The sequence below is a fragment of the Longimicrobium sp. genome (genome assembly GCF_036387355.1).
In the GTDB taxonomy this organism is placed as follows: Bacteria; Gemmatimonadota; Gemmatimonadetes; order Longimicrobiales; family Longimicrobiaceae; genus Longimicrobium.
This window is the reverse complement of sequence record NZ_DASVTX010000503.1, coordinates 11,451-27,857: the sequence shown is the minus strand read 5'-3', so window position 1 is coordinate 27,857 and position 16,407 is coordinate 11,451. Positions and strand designations below refer to the sequence as shown.

The window sequence follows — 16,407 nt, the reverse complement described above, 5'->3', positions numbered from 1 at the left end:
CGCTGTCGCTCAATCCACAACGGATAGGACTAGCTTCGACCTCCGCGAGCGAAACTGTAAGCGAGTTTCCCCGTCAGAAGATACCAGCCACTCTCTGACAGCCGAATAATCCCCCCGCGTCCGCCTGCCGCCTTGAACATTTCACGGATTCTGGTAGTAGAGACTGCGGCAGTGTAGCGGAAGTCGACATAACGCTCTGGAGTCCGTCCATGAGCCGGTAAGTACATTCGTGCTGCGAAACGATTCTTACGAAGCGTCTCTGCATCACCCGCCCCGCGCTCATGTTCGAATGGTTCAAGAGCAACCACAGGAGCCATTGCCGCCACTGGATCCTGAGCAGGAACAGCGTCGCAGCTGTTTGCTATGAGCATGGCAGGTCCGAGGTACTCTACGGGCTTTCCATCCGGACCCGTGAAGTACAACTGTGCCTTAGGGAAAATATCCCCTTGCAAGGGCTCTTCGTCGGGCAGACCGTTAGTATATAGCCAGTTCGGGTCCTGAAAAGCCAAATCCCGGAGTCCTTGCAGGAACTCCGGGTGGCTAAAAAGACGAATTGGCGTGAAAATGTTGGGCAGTTCCACCACACTCCGCTTTCGCTTCGGCCGCGTTGAAGCGTTCTAAAGTCCGAACGGCAAAGCACCGTGCACAGTACGGTTCGGAACCGCCGGTCGAGTCTGTGCGTTCATCACCGCAGCGAAAGCCGCTTCCGTCTTCGCATCCGCTCGCGTCTGCCCGCCGAGTGCGTCATCCAACAGCACCGCCCGTTCAAGGACAGACGTTGGTCCCTCGCGTGCACCGTGTATATAGGTAAGGGACTGCGTTCCAACGCGCTGCGCCCGGCGAGTAACTTGACTGTAGTCGAGCGTCGCCATCGCGCCGGCACTCGCAACCACACCCGACGAAGCAAGCAAGGGAAGTAGCTGTATCATGGCTTATTGTCGGACGGGGTGGAACAGGCGACGCATCTTACTAGTAAAGACCTGAGCGAAAAGCTTATACGCCTGATCGTGAAGCATGTTGCATACCGGTATGAGATCCGGCGACTTCTCCCCCCCAGAATTCCAGATCTGATCGATGTCAACGATCAGGCGCAGTGCTCCCGGAGGATTGGTTGCACCTGCTAGTTGCAAAGCCTCCCGGTGGATGCCTGCTTCGTCAGCGCTGACGAAGTGTTCGAAGCGATACGTGAACGGTCCTGTCGACTGAGTTAGCCGACGAGGGATCAGACCCGATGCTCCTGAGACTACAGACTCGAGCGACGGAGCGCCAGCGCCAAATTCCAGAACATTCACATAGCGGACCCCTATCTGTTGCACTGGGGAGGGATGAACCACTTCCAGATAGACGTTGAGCACCCGCAGTGCCGTGTCTAGGAACTCTTGCCAACCTGGATGGTGGCCGAGGTTCGGAGGAAGCACGCTAACACCGAGCACGTGAGCCCCGACGGTAACAGCCATTCCTCGATCAGTCCGAAGAAACCGTTTCAATTCCGGCGCGGGCGTGACGGTTGCCCCTTCAGAGTTGATGTGGATGTCGGCACCTGCAACATTCTCGATTTCAGGAAACATCTCCTTCAGCGCACTGCGAATCTCACCGAAAAATACGCTGTCCCACTCGTGCCCACCGGGTACGAATTGGAATTCCACAACAGCCTCGACTAGAGGCGGGTTAGCGTACCGTTGTCTCATCCGGTCAGTATCCATGACCACGAAGATGCGCGGACTCCTCAAAAGTCGCAAGCTGAGCATGACGTCTCGTGATCGGCAGGCGGCCTCTGTGGAGCGCGAATCGGGCAACTCCACCCACGCACTCAGCACTCAGCACTCAGCACTCAGCACTTCCCCTACCGCACCGCCGCCCCACCCTCCTTGTACACCACCCCGTTCTTCATCACGAACACCGGCGTGGTGAGCGCGTGCACGTTGGCGGTCGGGTCGCCGGGGACGGCGACGATGTCGGCCAGCAGCCCCGCGCGCAGCGTGCCGATGCGGTTCTCCCATCCCAGCAGTTTGGCGGCGCTCCCCGTGCCGGCGGTGATGGATTCCAGCGGCGTCATTCCGCCCCACTCCACCATCAGTTCGAACTCGCGCCCGTTGGTGCCGTGCGCGCCTACGCCCGCGTCCGTCCCCAGCGCGATGGGCACGCCCGCCCGCCGCGCGATACGCACCGCGTTGCGCATGGCCGCGCCCGCCTGCCGCGCCTTTTCCGCGCGAAGGCCGGTCAGCACGCCGCTGTCCGCCGCGCGCATCACCGTTTCGCCCGCGGACAGCGTGGGCACCAGAAAGGTGCCGCGCCGGGCCATCAGCCGCGCGCCTTCCTCGTTCAGAAACGAGCCGTGCTCAATGGACGCCACCCCCGCGTTCGCCGCGGCGATGATCCCCTCGGCGCCGTGCGCGTGCGCTGCCACCCGCCGCTCCAGGTTGGTGGATTCCTGCACCAGCGCGCCGAGTTCCTCCGCCGTGTACTGCTGCACCCCCACCGCGTCGCCCTCGCTCAGCACGCCGCCCGTCGCGCAGGTCTTGATGACGTCCGCGCCGTACTTGACCTGGTAGCGCACGGCCGCGCGGATCTCGTCCGCGCCGTTGGCGATTCCTTCGCGGTAGTCGTGCTCCATCAGCCCGGGGCGAAATCCGTTTTCGTCGCAGTGCCCGCCCGTAATGCCGATGGAGTGCCCCGCCGTCTGCATGCGCGGCCCCGCCACGTAGCCCTGGTCGATGGCCGTGCGCAGCGCGATGTCGTCAAAGTCCGGCGAGCCCAGGTTGCGGATGGTGGTGAAGCCGGCCATCAGCGTGGCGTGCGCGTTGGCCACGCCCAGGATGGGGCCGAAGCCGCTGAAGTCGTGCGTCGCGGCCCGCGCGGACCCCGGATCGCCCAGCGCCCGCCCGATGATGTGCGTGTGCGCGTCGATGAACCCCGGCAGCAGCGTGGCGTTGCCCAGGTCCACCACGCGCGCGCCCTGCGGAACCTGCACCGATCCCGCGGACCCCACGGCCACGATGCGGTCGTCCGTCACCACGATGACGGCGTTCTGCACCGGGGCGGCGCCGGTGCCGTCGATCATCCGCGCAGCGCGCAGCACCACGGTGCCGGTTCCGCGGGTGGGAAGCGTGGGCTGCGCGGCCGCCGCGCCGGCGAACAGCGCCCCGGCCAAGGCCAGCGCGGCGGCGCGGAAAAGAGAGTGGAGCATGCTGCGTCCTCACACGGGTGGGCTGGATGGGTTCGGGATGGCCGGCCAATGTCGCATCCGTTTCCCCCGTTCGCCAGCGGCCCCAGCGCGGTCGCGTGGACGGGACCCGTCGGTTCCACGAACTGTCCCGGCGGGGCGGGTCCGCGCGTTGTGGCACTTGGATTCGCCCGTCCGCGTCCCCATCTTGTGCCGTCCGGCACACCCCGCCCCCTCCCGTCATCCATCGTGCACTGCACACACCGCAGGATTCCGCTCCGGCACGCCGCGCGCGCCGCGCTGCTCGTGCTCGCCGCCTGCCTCCTGGCGGAAAGCGCCGATGCGCAGGCCCGGCGTCCGCCCCCCGTGCGGCCGGACACCACGCCCGGCGTGCGGGTGTGCTCGGGCGGAGACGTCACGCTGGGCACCAACCTGGACACGGCGTGGGTGTTCACCGCGCGCCAGCGGCTGGGGCGGCGCGTGGAGGCGCTTCCGTCGCCGGACTCGCTGCTGGCGCCCCTGCGCCCGCTGCTGGAGGACGCGGACATCGTGCTGCTGAACGTGGAGGGCGCGGTGGGCGACGGACCCATCAACCGCCGCAAGTGCGCGCCGGGCAGCACGGCCTGCTACGCCTTCCGCATGCCGGCGGCGTCCGCCGGGGCCATGCGCCGGGTGGCGGAACACGCGGCAGTCATCGGCAACGTCGCCAACAACCACGCGCGCGACGACGGCGACATCGGACGGCGCATCACCCTCCGTGGGCTGGCGGATGCCGGAGTGCAGGTAACGGGCGTGGACACGCTGGCCACCGTGGTCGCGACCGCGCGGGGGGACACGGTGGCGTTCCTGGGATTCGCCCAGTGGGTGGGGCCGGACCCGCGCAACCTGTCCGCGGTGCGGCGGCACGTGCGGCGCGCGGCGGAACGCTGGCCGCGCGTGGTGGTGACCATGCACATGGGGGCGGAGGGGCGCGGGCGGCAGAACACGGTGAACGCCAGTGAGATCTTCTACGGCGAGGACCGCGGCAACGTGATCGCGTTCGCGCGTGCAGCGGTGGACGCGGGCGCGGACGTGGTGTTCGGCGCGGGGCCGCACGTGATGCGCGCGGTGGAGTGGCGGAACGACGCCCTCGTGTTCTACTCGCTGGGCAACCTGATCACCTATGGCCCGTTCTCGCTGGTGGAGCCCATGAACCGCGGCGCGATCGCCTGCGCGGTGCTGGATGAGGAGGGACGGGTGACGAGCGCCCAGCTCCGCTCCACGCGCCAGCGCTCGCCGGGGCTGCTTTCCGTGGATACGGAGAACCGCGCCGCGATTCTGGCGGATTCGCTGAGCCGCGTGGACCTTGCCGCCACCGCCGCGCGCATTGACCCCGCGACCGGCGACATCACGCGCCAGGAAAGCGCCGGCTCCCCCGCCCCCGCGGACTCGACACGCACCCGCTCCGAGCGGCGCCGCAGGCCGTAGGCTGAGCGACTGAAGTCGCCGCAACAACGGCGGAAAGTCTCCCCAACGGACGGGAGACTTCACCTGCACGGGGCGGATGATTGGGTGCGGGTGGCGGAACTCACGGCGGCCCCCACCCGGGCCGGCACCACCGGCCCACCCTCCCCCAAGACAGACTGGGGGAGGGTTGATGCGGGCGACCTGCTGAGGCAGTAAACTCGCCGCAACAACTGCTGAAAGCCTCACGATACTGCTGTGAGGCTGCACCGGCGGAGTACGGAGATCGGCGCCGAACTCGACGTAACTCCGAACGGCTCCCCCTCTCCCGCGGAGCGGGTGGAGGGGGTTGGGGGGAGGGGGCCTCCTTCCGCCGCATCGGCACCATCCGAAGCGCACCATCGATGCAGTTCTCCCCTCTCCGTGCGCAGTTTGCACGGGGAGGGGTCGGGGGAGGGGCGCCGTTGTGGTGTGCCCCTCTCCCACATGTGTTCGTGGGAGAGGGTGGCGAGCGTTAGCGAGCCGGGTGAGGGCCCCGGCCCGCTCCGCGCCAAACCTTGCCGACCAGCACCACGATCCTCCATCCGCAACGGTGCCTCATCGCCGCGCGCGATCCGTGCATCCCGCGGCACGCGCCCGGGGCGAAGCCATGATCCGCGCCGCGATGCCCGACGACGCCCTTCCCGCCATCCACCGCATGCCTGTGCGCCGCCACCTCAGCTCGCTCTTCCATCACACCGACGACGCGGTCTGCCTGGCGGCCGCGGACGGGCGCATCGTGGACGCGAACCCCGCCGCGGCCGCGCGCTTCGGCGCGGGGGCCGGCGCGCCCGCACACCTGCGCGACCTGTTCGCCGAGCCCGCCGACTGGGACGGGCTCTCCGGCGAGCTCGCCGCGGGGGCGGAGGTGCACCGCCGCCCCGTCCGTCTGCGCGGGCCCGCGGGCGAGCCGTCCGCCGGCGCGCTGACGTGCGTGCGCGTGGAAGGCGCGGGCGCGCCGGAGTATCACGCCATCGTGCATGCGGCCGCGGACGGCGGCGGGTCCGGAGCCGCGGCGCGCTTCGATCCCGCCACCGGGCTTCCCAGCCGCGCGGCGCTCGTCGCCCGGCTGCAGGCCGCGCTCGCGTCGCCGGACCGGAGCAACGGATCGCGCATCGCCCTCATCCAGGTGGACCTGAACCGGTTCCAGCGCATCAACGAGGCGCTGGGGCACGACGCGGGCGACGAGGTGCTCAGCAAGGCGGCGCAGCGGCTGGACGCCTGCGTGCGCCCGCAGGACGTGGTCGCGCGGTCGGAGGGCGACGACTTTCTGGTGATGCTCAACGGCGTGCGCGGCGCCGCGGAGGCGGTGCGCGTGGCGGAACGGATCGGGCGGGCGCTGGCCGGCGGATACAAGGTGGAGGGCCACGAGCTCTTCTGCGGCTCCGACGTCGGCCTGGCCGTCTCCGACGGGGCGGACGCCGAGGCCCTGCTGCGCGCGGCGGAAGCCGCCATGTCGCGGTCCCGCGCCACCGGCCGGGTGGAGCTGTTCCGCCAGGAGATGCACGTAGAATCCACCGCGGCGCTGCGGATGGACGCGGAGCTTCGCCGCGCCATCGAGCGGGACGAGCTGCGCGTCTTCTACCAGCCCATCGTGGACCTGCGGGACGGACGGGTACGCGGGTTCGAGGCGCTGGTGCGGTGGGAGCACCCGGAGCGCGGGCTGGTTTCGCCCGCGGAGTTCATCCCCATCGCCGAGGAGACGGGGCTCATCGTGCCGATGGGCGCGTGGGTGCTGGACCGGGCCGCGGCGCAGCTTCGCGAGTGGCAGGCGCGGCACCCGTCGCAGCAGGGACTCGCGATGGGGGTCAACCTGTCCGTCCGCCAGTTTCGCCCGGCGCTGGTGGACGAGGTGCGCGCCGTGCTGGACCGCAGCGGCGTGGATGCCGCCGGCCTCAAGCTGGAGGTGACGGAAAGCGTGGTGATGGGGAGCGCTGACGAGGCGGTGGAGGTGCTGCACGACCTCAAGGGGCTGGGCATCAAGCTGCAGGTGGACGACTTCGGGACGGGATACTCGTCGCTGGCGTACCTGCACCGCCTGCCGCTGGACATCCTCAAGATCGACCGCTCGTTCATCGTGGCGATGGCGCAGGGCGACCGGCACCAGGCCATCGTGCGCGCCATCATCGCGCTGGCGGACACGCTGGGGCTGCAGACCACGGCCGAGGGGGTGGACTCGGTGGAGCAGGCCGGGCTGCTGCACGCCATGCGCTGCACCTACGGCCAGGGATACCTGTGGAGCCGCCCCGTCCCCGCGGAGCAGGCAGAAGCGATGATCGGGCGCAGGCTGGGAGGGGAAGAAGAAGTGCGGTAGTGCTGGGTGCGTGGGTGCGTGAGTGCGTGAGGCGAACTGCGGGATTCGAGATACGGGGATGCGGAGGTCGGCGTGGTCCGCGGGCTGGGGCCCTCACCCGGCTCGCTTAGGCTCGCCCCCCTCTCCCACGAACAGATGTGGGAGAGGGGGCAAACCCCAGAATCGTGCGCTCCGGATGGTGCGGGGCGCGCGGAGAGGCCAACTTCCCGGCCCTCTCCCCCGTTTTCGCGGAAGAAAGGGAGACCTCCGCGCGAGGGCAGAGGTTGGCAACCAGGGCGGGCTTTCGCTCGGCCCCTCGGGGCCCCACCCCCGGCCCCTCCCCGTGCAAACTGCGCACGGAGAGGGGAGCTTTCGAGGCAGGGTTGCGCTCCGGCGCGCCCAGCCTCACAGCAGTACCGTGAGGCTTCCAGCAGTTGTTGCGGCGACTTCAGTCGCTCAGCAGGTCGCCGCGCCGAACGCCCGCACCATCAACCCTCCCCGGGCCTGTTTGGGGGAGGGTGGGCCGGTGGTGCCGGCCGGGGTGGGGCCCGCCGTGCACTCCGCCATCCGCACCCAATCATCCGCCGCGTGCAGGTGAAGTCTCCCCGTCTGTTTGGGGAGACTTTCCGTCGTTGTTGCGGCGACTTCAGTCGCCAATCTCTGCTGCTCCACACCAAAGACGCCGCCTCGACAACCCTCCCCCAGTCTGTTTTGGGGGAGGGTGGGCCGGTGGTGCCGGCCCGGGTGGGGGCCGCCGTGGAGCCCGCGTTCGGCGCCGCACTCATCGCCCCGCGCTGGTGCAGCCTCACGGCAGTATCGTGAGGCTTTCAGCCGTTGTTGCGGCGGCTTCAGCCGCTCAGCGCGGGGACCGGCTGCCTACCCCTCGCGCCGGGGCCGGGCGCGGACCACGCGCCACAGGTACGCCCCCACCATCAGCGCCAGGATCGCGTTGGAGGCGGGGCCGAGGACCTTCTCCACCTCCCCGAACCGGCTGCCGAGCTCATAGCCCAGCAGCGCGAGGATCGCGGTCCAGACCGCGGAGCCAAGGGTGGTGAGCAAAAGGAAAGGGAACATCGGCATGCGGTTGATCCCGGCGGGGATGGAGATCAGCGAGCGCACGCCGGGCACCAGCCGGCCGAAGAAGATGACCCAGCGCCCGTGCCGGGTGAACCAGGCGCTCGCCCGGTCGATCTCCTCCGGCGACACGGCGAGCCAGCGCCCGTGCCGTTCCGCCAGCGTCTTGAGGCGGTCGGGCCCCACGCGGCGGCCGAGCCAGTACAGCGGCAGGGCCCCCAGCACGGATCCGATCGTTCCCGCCACGATCACGCCCGCCAGGGTGAGCTGGCCCTGCGACGCGCCGTACCCGGCCAGCGGCATGATCAGCTCCGACGGGATCGGCGGAAACACGTTCTCCAGAAACATCAGCAGCACCAGCCCCGCGTACCCCAGCGAGTCCAGCAGCCCCGTCACGAACCCGAGCACGGCGCCTCCTTTCTCACCACGCCGGCGTACCGTTCCGCGCCGTGCGATGGCTCAGGATCGTGCGCCGCCGCAAACGCGTGGGCAGATGCACACCCCCAACCTTGTCGTAGCTTCATCATCCTTCGATGCCGAAATCGGAGTACGCCGTCTTGCCGCGCGATTCGATGGGCAGAACGCGTTCCCGCGCGCGCCCCGCAGATGAAGCAGCCCCGAACGGCGCCGTGGGCGTCGTATCGGGGCTTCCCGCTTGGGGAGCGGCGGATTCATCCGCTCAGGGATGCGTGGATGGAGGGGGAGACGTTCGGTACGAGGGCGGATACCGGCGCTGAACTCATCATCCGCACCGGAGCAGCCTCACAGCAGTACCGTGAGGCTTTCAGCCGTTGTTGCGGCGAGTTCACTCGCTCAGCCGAGCTCGGGGCAGCAGCAGTCCATGCGATTCCACGGCGATGGACGGCCCCGCGTGCAGGTGAAGTCTCCCCGTCTGTTTGGGGAGACTTTCCGCCGTTGTTGCGGCGAATTCATTCGCTCAGAAAAGACTGCCCCCGCCACGAGTCGGGTCACCCACGAAGCCAGGTGAGATCCCCATACCAACTCTGGCCCCCAACGAAAGCGGGCGCCCCGAGGGGCGCCCGCATCGCGGAGAGACCATCCGCCGCGCCGTCAGGGGCGCGGACGGTTGTTCCCTTCCGGCGTGTAGGTGCCGCACTCGGCGCCGTTGCTGCTCACGCGAACCTCGATTTCGCCGGCGTGGCACTCGTGGTTCTCGTTGAACTTGCAGTCGGTGACCGTGCACGCGCCCACGACCGACGTCTGCGCCTGCGGCCGCTCCATGGGATTCTGCATCAAACCCTCTCCGGTTGAGTTGGAGGTGTCGTGCTCGCGGCGGGGACTTAGCAAGGCGCGGGCCACTCCCTCCAGCGCGCAAACCACCGATCCCCAACAACTTGCGAATGATTCTCATCCGCTCTGCAAAGCTTGTGCGGCCACCCCGCCGGGCAGAACAGGAAGCCCCAGCCGCGCGCGCCGGGGGAAAAGGGAAAGCGCCCCGCCGGACGGTGCCGGCGGGGCGCTTCTCATCCACTGGATCCGGAACGCGTCAGCGGTCGCGCGCCAGCTTCTGGAACACCTCGGCGCGGGCCTCGTCCTTGCCGGCCTGCGCCTCGTTCCCGCGCACCCGCTCGGCGGTGGACATCGCCAGCCAGGTGTACGTGTACTGCATGGGAATGTTGCGCGTGGCGTCGTCCGCCCACACGGGACGCGTGTCCAGCCCGCGGAACTGAAGCTCGCGGTCCAGCAGCGCGCGGTTCCGCGGAATGTCCATGTACCCGCCGGTGAACTGCATCACGTCCAGGCTGGGCGGCATCTGCGTCATTCCGCCCATCTGCGCTTCCTGCGGCGTCACCAGCTTGAAGCTCATGCCGTTGCGGGCCGTGTGCTGCAGCAGCCCCAGCTCCATGTGCGTGTTTGTGGTGGTGGCGAAGTGGATCGGCCGGTCGCCCCAGGCGTTGTTCAGCATCAGGATCAGGAACTGGTGTGCGGCGTACACCTCCTGGCCGTCGGGCACCACAAAGGTCATTCCCCGTGCCGTGTACGACAGGCTGTCCTGCGCCAGCTGCCCCGGCGCCCGCGCCACCTGCTCGATCTCCAGGTCCGTCAGCGGCAGAATGCTCTTTTTGGGCAGCGGCGGCGAGCCGTACATACGCGGCGCGCTGCGGGGGTCGAACGCGCGCTGGCAGAGAATGCGCGTGGGGTCCGACTCCGCCTCGCCCGGCCGCGTGCACGGCTTGGTGAGGTCGCGCAGCTGCTTGACGTACCACGGCGTGTTGAGGTACGACATCACGATCACCGTCACGTCGCGGCGGATGCCCTCCACCTCCTGCAGGTACCAGAGCGGGAAGGTGTCGTTGTCGCCGTTGGTGATCAGCACGCCGTACGGCTCCACCGACTGCAGCAGGTTGAACGCGAAGTCGCGCGCGGCGTAGTCGTCGGCGCGGGTGGCGTAGCTGTAGTTGGTGAACAGCGGAATGGCGGCGATGGCCATCACCGGCATGGCCGTCATGATGGCCTTGCGCCCCCGGCCCAGCGCGTCCACCAGGTCCAGCCAGAGCGCGGTGAGGCCGATGCCCGCCCACAGCCCCCAGACCGAAAAGGTCACCAGGTAGAAGTAGTCGCGCTCGCGCACCTCCGTGTTGGACTCGCCGATGCTCATGCCCTGCATGTACCCGTACCGGAAGTTCATGTAGAACACGAGCCCCACGGACAGCATGAAGTACAGCGTGGCCATGTACCAGAAGCTCTTCTGGTCGCGGCGAAAGTTGGCCACCGCGCCGTAGATCCCCAGCAGGCCGAACAGAATGCTCAGCATGGCGCGGCCGCCGCCGGCAAAGTAGCCGTCCCGCCCGCCGATGGAGCGGCCCCACTGCCAGTCGAAGTACTGAAAGAAGTTCGCCATCTGCATGTGGAACGGCGCCATGCGGCTGCTCACCGGCGGCTTCTGGTACTGCTCGCGCCGCAGCGACGCGCCCAGCGCGTCGCACTCGCCGTCCACCTTGCCGTCCGTGAGCACGGTGGTGATGGAGGTCGCCAGGCTTTCGCACTTGGGCGCCGCCTCGTTGATCACCGGGTCCAGGTTGGAGCGGATGGGCAGGAACAGCTGAATGCTGAGCCCCAGCACGATCACCAGCCCGGCCAGCGGATACAGCCGCGGGTTGAACAGCGACCGCGCCTTTACCAGCAGCAGAAACACCAGCAGCGCGGGCGCCGCCAGGAACGCCATCTTGTGGTTGCCGATGGAAAGCGCCAGCACGTACAGCACGAACAGAATGGCGTTGTCGTCGTGAAAGCGGCCGCCCTTCTGGCCGGCGTGGCTTTCCACCTGGTCGCGCCAGCGGAACGCCACCCACGACATCAGCGCCACGGTGAACAGGGTGACGGTGTACACCTTTTCGTTCACGTTGCTCTGGTTCCACACCGTGAACGCCGTCCCCGAGATCAGCACCGACGCCGCCGCGCCCACCCGCCGCACGATCTCGTGCGGGGTGATGAACGAGAGGATGCGGTGCACCAGCAGGAACCAGAAGAACGAGGCCCCCGCCGTCATGGCGGCCGAGAACAGGTTGATGCGCACCGCCACGGGCAGCCCCAGCGGCGAAAGCAGCAGCTCCCACACGCGCGCCAGCAGCACGAACGTGGGGTTCCCCGGCGGATGCGGAATGCCCAGGATGTGGCCCGTGGCAATGTATTCGCTCGTGTCCCAGAAGGCGGTGCTGGGCGCCAGCGTGGCCGCGTACAGGGCGAACAGCGCCACCGCCGCGAGCGAGGCCCACAGGTACGGCGGGCGGTACTCGGCGGGGGTCACCGAAAGCTCCGTCCGCGACGGCGCAGGCCGGACGGTCTGGGCGGCTTGACTCATGAAACCACTGGGACGTGAGGTCAGAAGGACAGGGCCGGCTTGGACAAAAACGCCGAAATGTAAGCGGTTGCCCGGCTCTGGGGTAGTACGGAAGCCACGGAACGCAGACTGGGACGGCGCCGGCCCCCCTGAGGGTTGCCCGGCGCCGCCCTCGCGCTCGTGGAGGGGCCCGCGCTCCCGCGCGGGACAGGGCGAAGTACCCGCCGCCCGCGCGGAAGTGTCATGCGGGCAGCGGGTTGTGCGCGGGCGGAGCGCCGGGGCGGTCAGGGCGAAAGGACGCCCTGGTACAGGTCCCAGTCTTCCAGCACGCGGGCGGCGCCGCGCACCACGCAGGTGAGCGGCTGCTCGTCCAGATGGATGGAAAGGCCAGTCTCGCGGCTCAGCAGGCGGCCCAGGCCGCGAAGCTGCGCCCCGCCGCCCGTCATCACGATCCCCGCGTCCAGAATGTCGCTGGCCAGTTCCGGGGGCGTGACCTCCAGCGCGCGCCGCACGGCGCTCACGATGGCGGCGACGGGCTCGGCGATGCACTCGCGGATCTCCACCGAGTTCACGCGCACGGTCTTGGGAATGCCGTTCACCAGGTCGCGCCCGGTCACGTCCATCTCCCGCTCCTCTTCCAGCGGAAAGGCGGAGCCCACCTGGATCTTGACCCCCTCCGCCGTGGCCTCGCCAATGAGCAGGTTGCGGCTCTTGCGCACGTAGCCCACGATGGCCTCGTCCATCTCGTACCCCGCCACGCGAATGGAGGCGTCGGCCACGATGCCGCTGAGCGCCACCACGCCGATTTCGCTGGTGCCGCCGCCCACGTTCACCACCATGGACCCGCGCGGCGACGTTACCGGCAGCCCCACCCCGATGGCCGCCGCCATGGGCTCGCTGATCAGGTAGACGGAGCGCGCCCCGGCGCCCATCACCGCCGCGCGGACGGCGCGCTTTTCCATCTCCGTAATGCCGGAGGGCACGCCGATCACCACCCGCGGCTTTACGCGAAAAAAGCCGCGCGGCAGCACGCGCTCCAGAAAGTGCCGCAGCATGAGGTCGGCCATGTCCACGTCGGCAATCACGCCGTCGCGCATGGGGCGCACGGCCAGAATGCCTTCGGGGGTGCGGCCCAGCATGCGCTTGGCCTCCAGCCCGATCGCCCGCACCTTGCGAGTTTCCCGGTCCACCGCCACCACGGACGGCTCGTTCACCACCAGCCCTTCGCCCTTCACCTCGATCAGCGTGTTCGCCGTCCCGAGGTCGATCGCGATGTCCGCCACGTCCTTGCTCCTTGCCACATCCCGCCGGTCGGGCGCCACCCCATGGCGCCGCTTGCCGCCCAATCTATCGCCCCGCCGCGCGCCGTGCGAATCGGGCGCACGGGCGTGGTGTTTGCAACGCCGTGCGCGCCCAAGTGGATGCGGAGCATGGGCTTCGCGCGGGGGCCTCACGCGGGAGGGGATGATGGCGGGTACGATGGAGACGATGTCGGGAAAGCAGAGGGAACGCGAGGAGTTCCCGTCCACGGGTCTGGCCCGCGAGGTGCTGCCCGACGTGGCGTACCTGCGCACCAAGATCGTCAACGTGATGTTCGTGGGGCCGCGCGGCGCCGGCGACCGCGGATGGGTGCTGGTAGACACGGGGCTGTACGGCTCCGCGGGCAAGATCACCGAGGCCGCCGAGGAGCGCTTCGGGGCGGGGGCCCGGCCGCGCGCCATCATCCTCACGCACGGGCACTTCGATCACATCGGCGCCGTGCGCGAGCTTGCGGAGGCGTGGGACGTGGTGGTGTACGCGCACCCCATGGAGCTTCCGTACCTCACCGGCGAGTCCAAGTATCCGCCGCCGGACCCCACGGTGGGCGGCGGCGCCATGGCGCGCCTTTCCTTCACCTATCCGCGCGGGCCCATCAACCTGGGCGCCCGCGTGCAGCCGCTTCCGGCGGACGGCTCGGTGCCGGGAATGCCCGGGTGGCGGTGGATCCACACGCCGGGGCACACGGCCGGCCACGTGTCGCTGTTCCGCGACGGCGACCGCACGCTCATTGCCGGCGACGCGTTCGTCACCACGCGCCAGGAGGCGCTCAGCTACGTGCTGGAGCAGACGCCGGAGGTGAACGGCCCGCCCATGTACTACACGCCGGACTGGGCGGCCAGCGAGCTTTCCGTGCAGGCGCTGGCGCTGCTGGAGCCGGAGATCGCCATCACCGGGCACGGCATTCCGCTCGGCGGGCCGGAGCTTCGCGACGACCTCAAGGCGCTGGCGCTGGAGTTCCGCGAGCGGGCGGTGCCTGCGCACGGGCGGTACGTCAACAACCCGGCGGTGGCGGACGAGCGCGGGATCGTGAGCGTCCCGCCGTCGGCGGTGGACCGCGACAAGGTGTTCCTTGCCGCGGGGATGGCGTTCGGCGTGGGGCTGCTGGCGGCCAAGGTGGCCCGCTCGCGCCGGCACCGCCGCACGGAGGCGTACGAGGCTCCCCGCCGGCAGGTGGACGTGACGGTGGTGGAGTACGTGGAGGTGGACGACACGGACGGCTTCGACCTGTCGCGCTTCAGCTACTACCCTACCACCGGTGCCTCGCGCTCGCGCCGGTCCCTGGCTGGACGGCGCGAACCGCTGATCCTGTAGGCGGTGGGTCAATCGACAGACGGGCGGGTGCGGCCATCAGCCGCACCCGCCCGTTTGCGTCCGCGTACGGCGCAGCGCGTCAGCGAGGCCGCGCCACCCGCGATGAACGTCGACGCGCGCGAAATTGCTTTTCGAGGGCGCAGGTCGCCGGTCCAACCACGCCCAGCAGCAGCGCGTAGGCCGCAAGGAGAATGATCGGCCAGCCAATCCATGACCACTGAAGCGACACCATGAAGAGGAGGATTTCGGCTGCCACGGCCACCCAGAGCACCGAGGCAACACGAACCCCCCGTGACGGATTCCGTGCCACGTAGGAGAGGAATGCTCCTCCGGCACGTGCAACCCAGAGCGAGAATCCCGCAATTCCCGAGATCACCGCGATCAGAGCGAGAAGGTAGGGCACTGAACCGGGGGTTCAGGTGAGTCGCCGGCATGACCGGGAAGGCGCCGGAAGATGCTACGCGCTCCGGACCACCGGCGTTTCGCGGACGCTGGCGGGGTCGATGCCAAAGGTGAGGAACAGCGTCGCCAGCACCAGCGCGGCGCTGGTCCAGAAGGGGAAGCCCGTCCCCAGGTGATCGAACGCCCACCCGGCCCAGAGCGGCGCGACCACGCGCGCCGCGCCGCCGAAGCTCTGCTGCACGCCCATCGTGACCCCGCGCTCGCGCGCATCGATTACCCGCGACAGCAGCGACGTCACGCAGGGAAAGGTGAACGCCGTTCCCAGCGGCACCAGCGTGATGGTCATCGCCAGCACCACGAAGCGGTACTGCACGGGAAAGTGGTCCGGCACGCCGGCGTGCAGCGGCGCGGGCCGCTCCCACACCGCGGCGGCGACCGCCGCCGCGCAGATCAGCGCCAGAAAGCCCAGCAGCCGCACGCGGTCGCGTGCCTCCACCCTGCGCGTCCCCCAGATGCAGACGGCCAGCAGCAGCGCGGTGCCGCCGCCCACCAGCCAGCGCACGTCCAGCGGGGTGCTCCACGCGCCGCCCGGCGGGTCCACCTCCGTTCCGCCGCCCACGCGCCAGGTGAGCGGGATCAGCAGCAGCCCCGCCCCCAGCAGCACCTGCCCCACGCGGGCCAGCCGGGCCTCGCCCAGCCAGTCCACCAGCCGGCCCAGCAGCAGCGCCCGCGCAATCACGCTGATGGTGCCGTTCCACAGAAAGACGTAGCCGATCGTCTTTTCCGTCACGTCGAACCGCTCGGCCATGAACAGCGCCAGGATGGACGTGAATCCGGCGAACGCGCCCATGCCAATGGCGTAGATCCAGATGAGGCGCGGCGCGGGATCGCCCGGATGCGACAGGACGTTGCGCACCAGTTCCCGCGAGCGCGCCGGCTTCTTTCCGCTTCCGTCCCGGGCGCTTCCGTGATGCGTCTCCGTGAGGAACATCCACGCGAACACCATGTTGATGGCGCACAGCCCGGCGGCCATGAGCCCCGGCGCCTGCCGCCCGAAGCCCAGGCTGGCCGAGCCCATCACCGGGCCGATGGCCACGCCCACGTTGGTGGCGGCGGAGAGCCACCCCAGGCTGCGCGCGCGGTCCTGCGGCGCGGTGGTGTCGGCCACGTAGGCCTGCACCACGCCCACGGTGCCGCCGCCCGCGCCCTGCACCAGGCGCGACGCCAGCAGCACCCAGAGCGAGCCTGCAAAGGCGAAGACGATGTACGAGAGAGCGGCGGCGCCGAGGCCCACCAGGAGGGCGGGGCGGCGGCCGTAGCGGTCAGAAACGCGGCCCCAGAGCGGGGCGCTCAGCAGCTGCGCGGCGGAGAACGCGGACACCAGCACGCCCACCCAGAGTCCGTTCCCGCCCAGGTCCTTGGCAAAGAACGGGAGCAGGGGGATCACCATCAGGAGCCCCACCATGTCCACGAACGCCGTGATCATGAGGACGGCGAGCTTGCTCAGGCGTTCCTTCGCTTCCTGACCGCGAGAAAGGGTGGCGCGGGCGAAAGGGCGCG

At 69.2% G+C, this 16,407-nt stretch carries 12 protein-coding genes; 3 read left to right on the top strand and 9 right to left on the bottom strand.

What is annotated here, in order from left to right:
• Window positions 1-29: 29 nt before the first annotated feature.
• From VF665_RS21890 to VF665_RS21880, 3 genes are all read right to left on the bottom strand, one after another.
• Window positions 30-581 (bottom strand): hypothetical protein, encoded by a 552-nt coding sequence (locus VF665_RS21890; protein WP_331055601.1) that lies wholly within the window; start codon window positions 579-581, stop codon window positions 30-32.
• A gap of 351 nt (window positions 582-932) precedes the next feature.
• The gene (locus tag VF665_RS21885) at window positions 933-1,688 is read right to left on the bottom strand and encodes a TIGR04255 family protein (protein WP_331055612.1); all 756 of its coding nucleotides are present in this window, start codon (window positions 1,686-1,688) and stop codon (window positions 933-935) included.
• A gap of 155 nt (window positions 1,689-1,843) precedes the next feature.
• The gene (locus tag VF665_RS21880; protein WP_331055600.1) at window positions 1,844-3,187 is read right to left on the bottom strand and encodes an amidohydrolase family protein; all 1,344 of its coding nucleotides are present in this window, start codon (window positions 3,185-3,187) and stop codon (window positions 1,844-1,846) included.
• Window positions 3,188-3,412: 225 nt separating this feature from the next.
• Between VF665_RS21880 and VF665_RS21875 the strand changes: the two genes are divergently transcribed.
• Window positions 3,413-4,630 carry a CapA family protein gene (locus VF665_RS21875; protein ID WP_331055599.1) on the top strand — a complete coding sequence of 406 codons (1,218 nt, stop codon included), beginning with the start codon at window positions 3,413-3,415 and terminating at the stop codon, window positions 4,628-4,630.
• Between the two features lie 625 nt (window positions 4,631-5,255).
• Window positions 5,256-6,959, top strand: coding sequence for a bifunctional diguanylate cyclase/phosphodiesterase (locus VF665_RS21870; RefSeq protein WP_331055598.1), 1,704 nt, complete (start codon window positions 5,256-5,258; stop codon window positions 6,957-6,959).
• A gap of 855 nt (window positions 6,960-7,814) precedes the next feature.
• On the opposite strand, the gene VF665_RS21865 is transcribed toward VF665_RS21870, so the two are convergent.
• The 4 genes from VF665_RS21865 to VF665_RS21850 all read right to left on the bottom strand — a co-directional run bounded on the left by VF665_RS21865 (window position 7,815) and on the right by VF665_RS21850 (window position 13,097).
• Window positions 7,815-8,420: a DedA family protein gene (locus tag VF665_RS21865; protein ID WP_331055597.1), complete on the bottom strand. Its 606-nt coding sequence runs from the start codon at window positions 8,418-8,420 to the stop codon at window positions 7,815-7,817.
• A 663-nt stretch (window positions 8,421-9,083) separates the two neighbouring features.
• Window positions 9,084-9,266 carry a DUF1540 domain-containing protein gene (locus VF665_RS21860; RefSeq protein ID WP_331055596.1) on the bottom strand — a complete coding sequence of 61 codons (183 nt, stop codon included), beginning with the start codon at window positions 9,264-9,266 and terminating at the stop codon, window positions 9,084-9,086.
• Window positions 9,267-9,519: 253 nt separating this feature from the next.
• Window positions 9,520-11,835 (bottom strand): DUF2723 domain-containing protein, encoded by a 2,316-nt coding sequence (locus tag VF665_RS21855; protein ID WP_331055595.1) that lies wholly within the window; start codon window positions 11,833-11,835, stop codon window positions 9,520-9,522.
• Window positions 11,836-12,098: 263 nt separating this feature from the next.
• A complete protein-coding gene (locus VF665_RS21850) occupies window positions 12,099-13,097 on the bottom strand; it encodes a rod shape-determining protein (RefSeq protein WP_331055594.1) in 999 nt (332 codons plus the stop codon).
• Between the two features lie 184 nt (window positions 13,098-13,281).
• Between VF665_RS21850 and VF665_RS26035 the strand changes: the two genes are divergently transcribed.
• A complete protein-coding gene (locus tag VF665_RS26035; RefSeq protein WP_331055593.1) occupies window positions 13,282-14,445 on the top strand; it encodes an MBL fold metallo-hydrolase in 1,164 nt (387 codons plus the stop codon).
• A gap of 79 nt (window positions 14,446-14,524) precedes the next feature.
• Here the strand turns inward: VF665_RS26035 and VF665_RS21840 are convergent, their stop codons facing one another.
• On the bottom strand, window positions 14,525-14,848 hold the full coding sequence (locus VF665_RS21840) for a hypothetical protein (RefSeq protein WP_331055592.1): 324 nt from the start codon (window positions 14,846-14,848) through the stop codon (window positions 14,525-14,527).
• A 54-nt stretch (window positions 14,849-14,902) separates the two neighbouring features.
• A complete protein-coding gene (locus tag VF665_RS21835; protein ID WP_414679287.1) occupies window positions 14,903-16,333 on the bottom strand; it encodes an MFS transporter in 1,431 nt (476 codons plus the stop codon).
• Window positions 16,334-16,407 lie beyond the last annotated feature (74 nt).

Excerpts from the sequence above, each read along its gene's own strand:
- VF665_RS26035 (WP_331055593.1), top strand. The coding sequence starts at position 13,282 with ATGGCGGGTACGATGGAGACGATGTCGGGAAAGCAGAGGGAACGCGAG.
- VF665_RS21870 (WP_331055598.1), top strand. The coding sequence starts at position 5,256 with ATGATCCGCGCCGCGATGCCCGACGACGCCCTTCCCGCCATCCACCGC.
- VF665_RS21885 (WP_331055612.1), bottom strand. The coding sequence starts at position 1,688 with ATGAGACAACGGTACGCTAACCCGCCTCTAGTCGAGGCTGTTGTGGAA.
- VF665_RS21880 (WP_331055600.1), bottom strand. The coding sequence starts at position 3,187 with ATGCTCCACTCTCTTTTCCGCGCCGCCGCGCTGGCCTTGGCCGGGGCG.
- VF665_RS21835 (WP_414679287.1), bottom strand. The coding sequence starts at position 16,333 with ATGATCACGGCGTTCGTGGACATGGTGGGGCTCCTGATGGTGATCCCC.
- VF665_RS21860 (WP_331055596.1), bottom strand. The coding sequence starts at position 9,266 with ATGCAGAATCCCATGGAGCGGCCGCAGGCGCAGACGTCGGTCGTGGGC.
- VF665_RS21855 (WP_331055595.1), bottom strand. The coding sequence starts at position 11,835 with ATGAGTCAAGCCGCCCAGACCGTCCGGCCTGCGCCGTCGCGGACGGAG.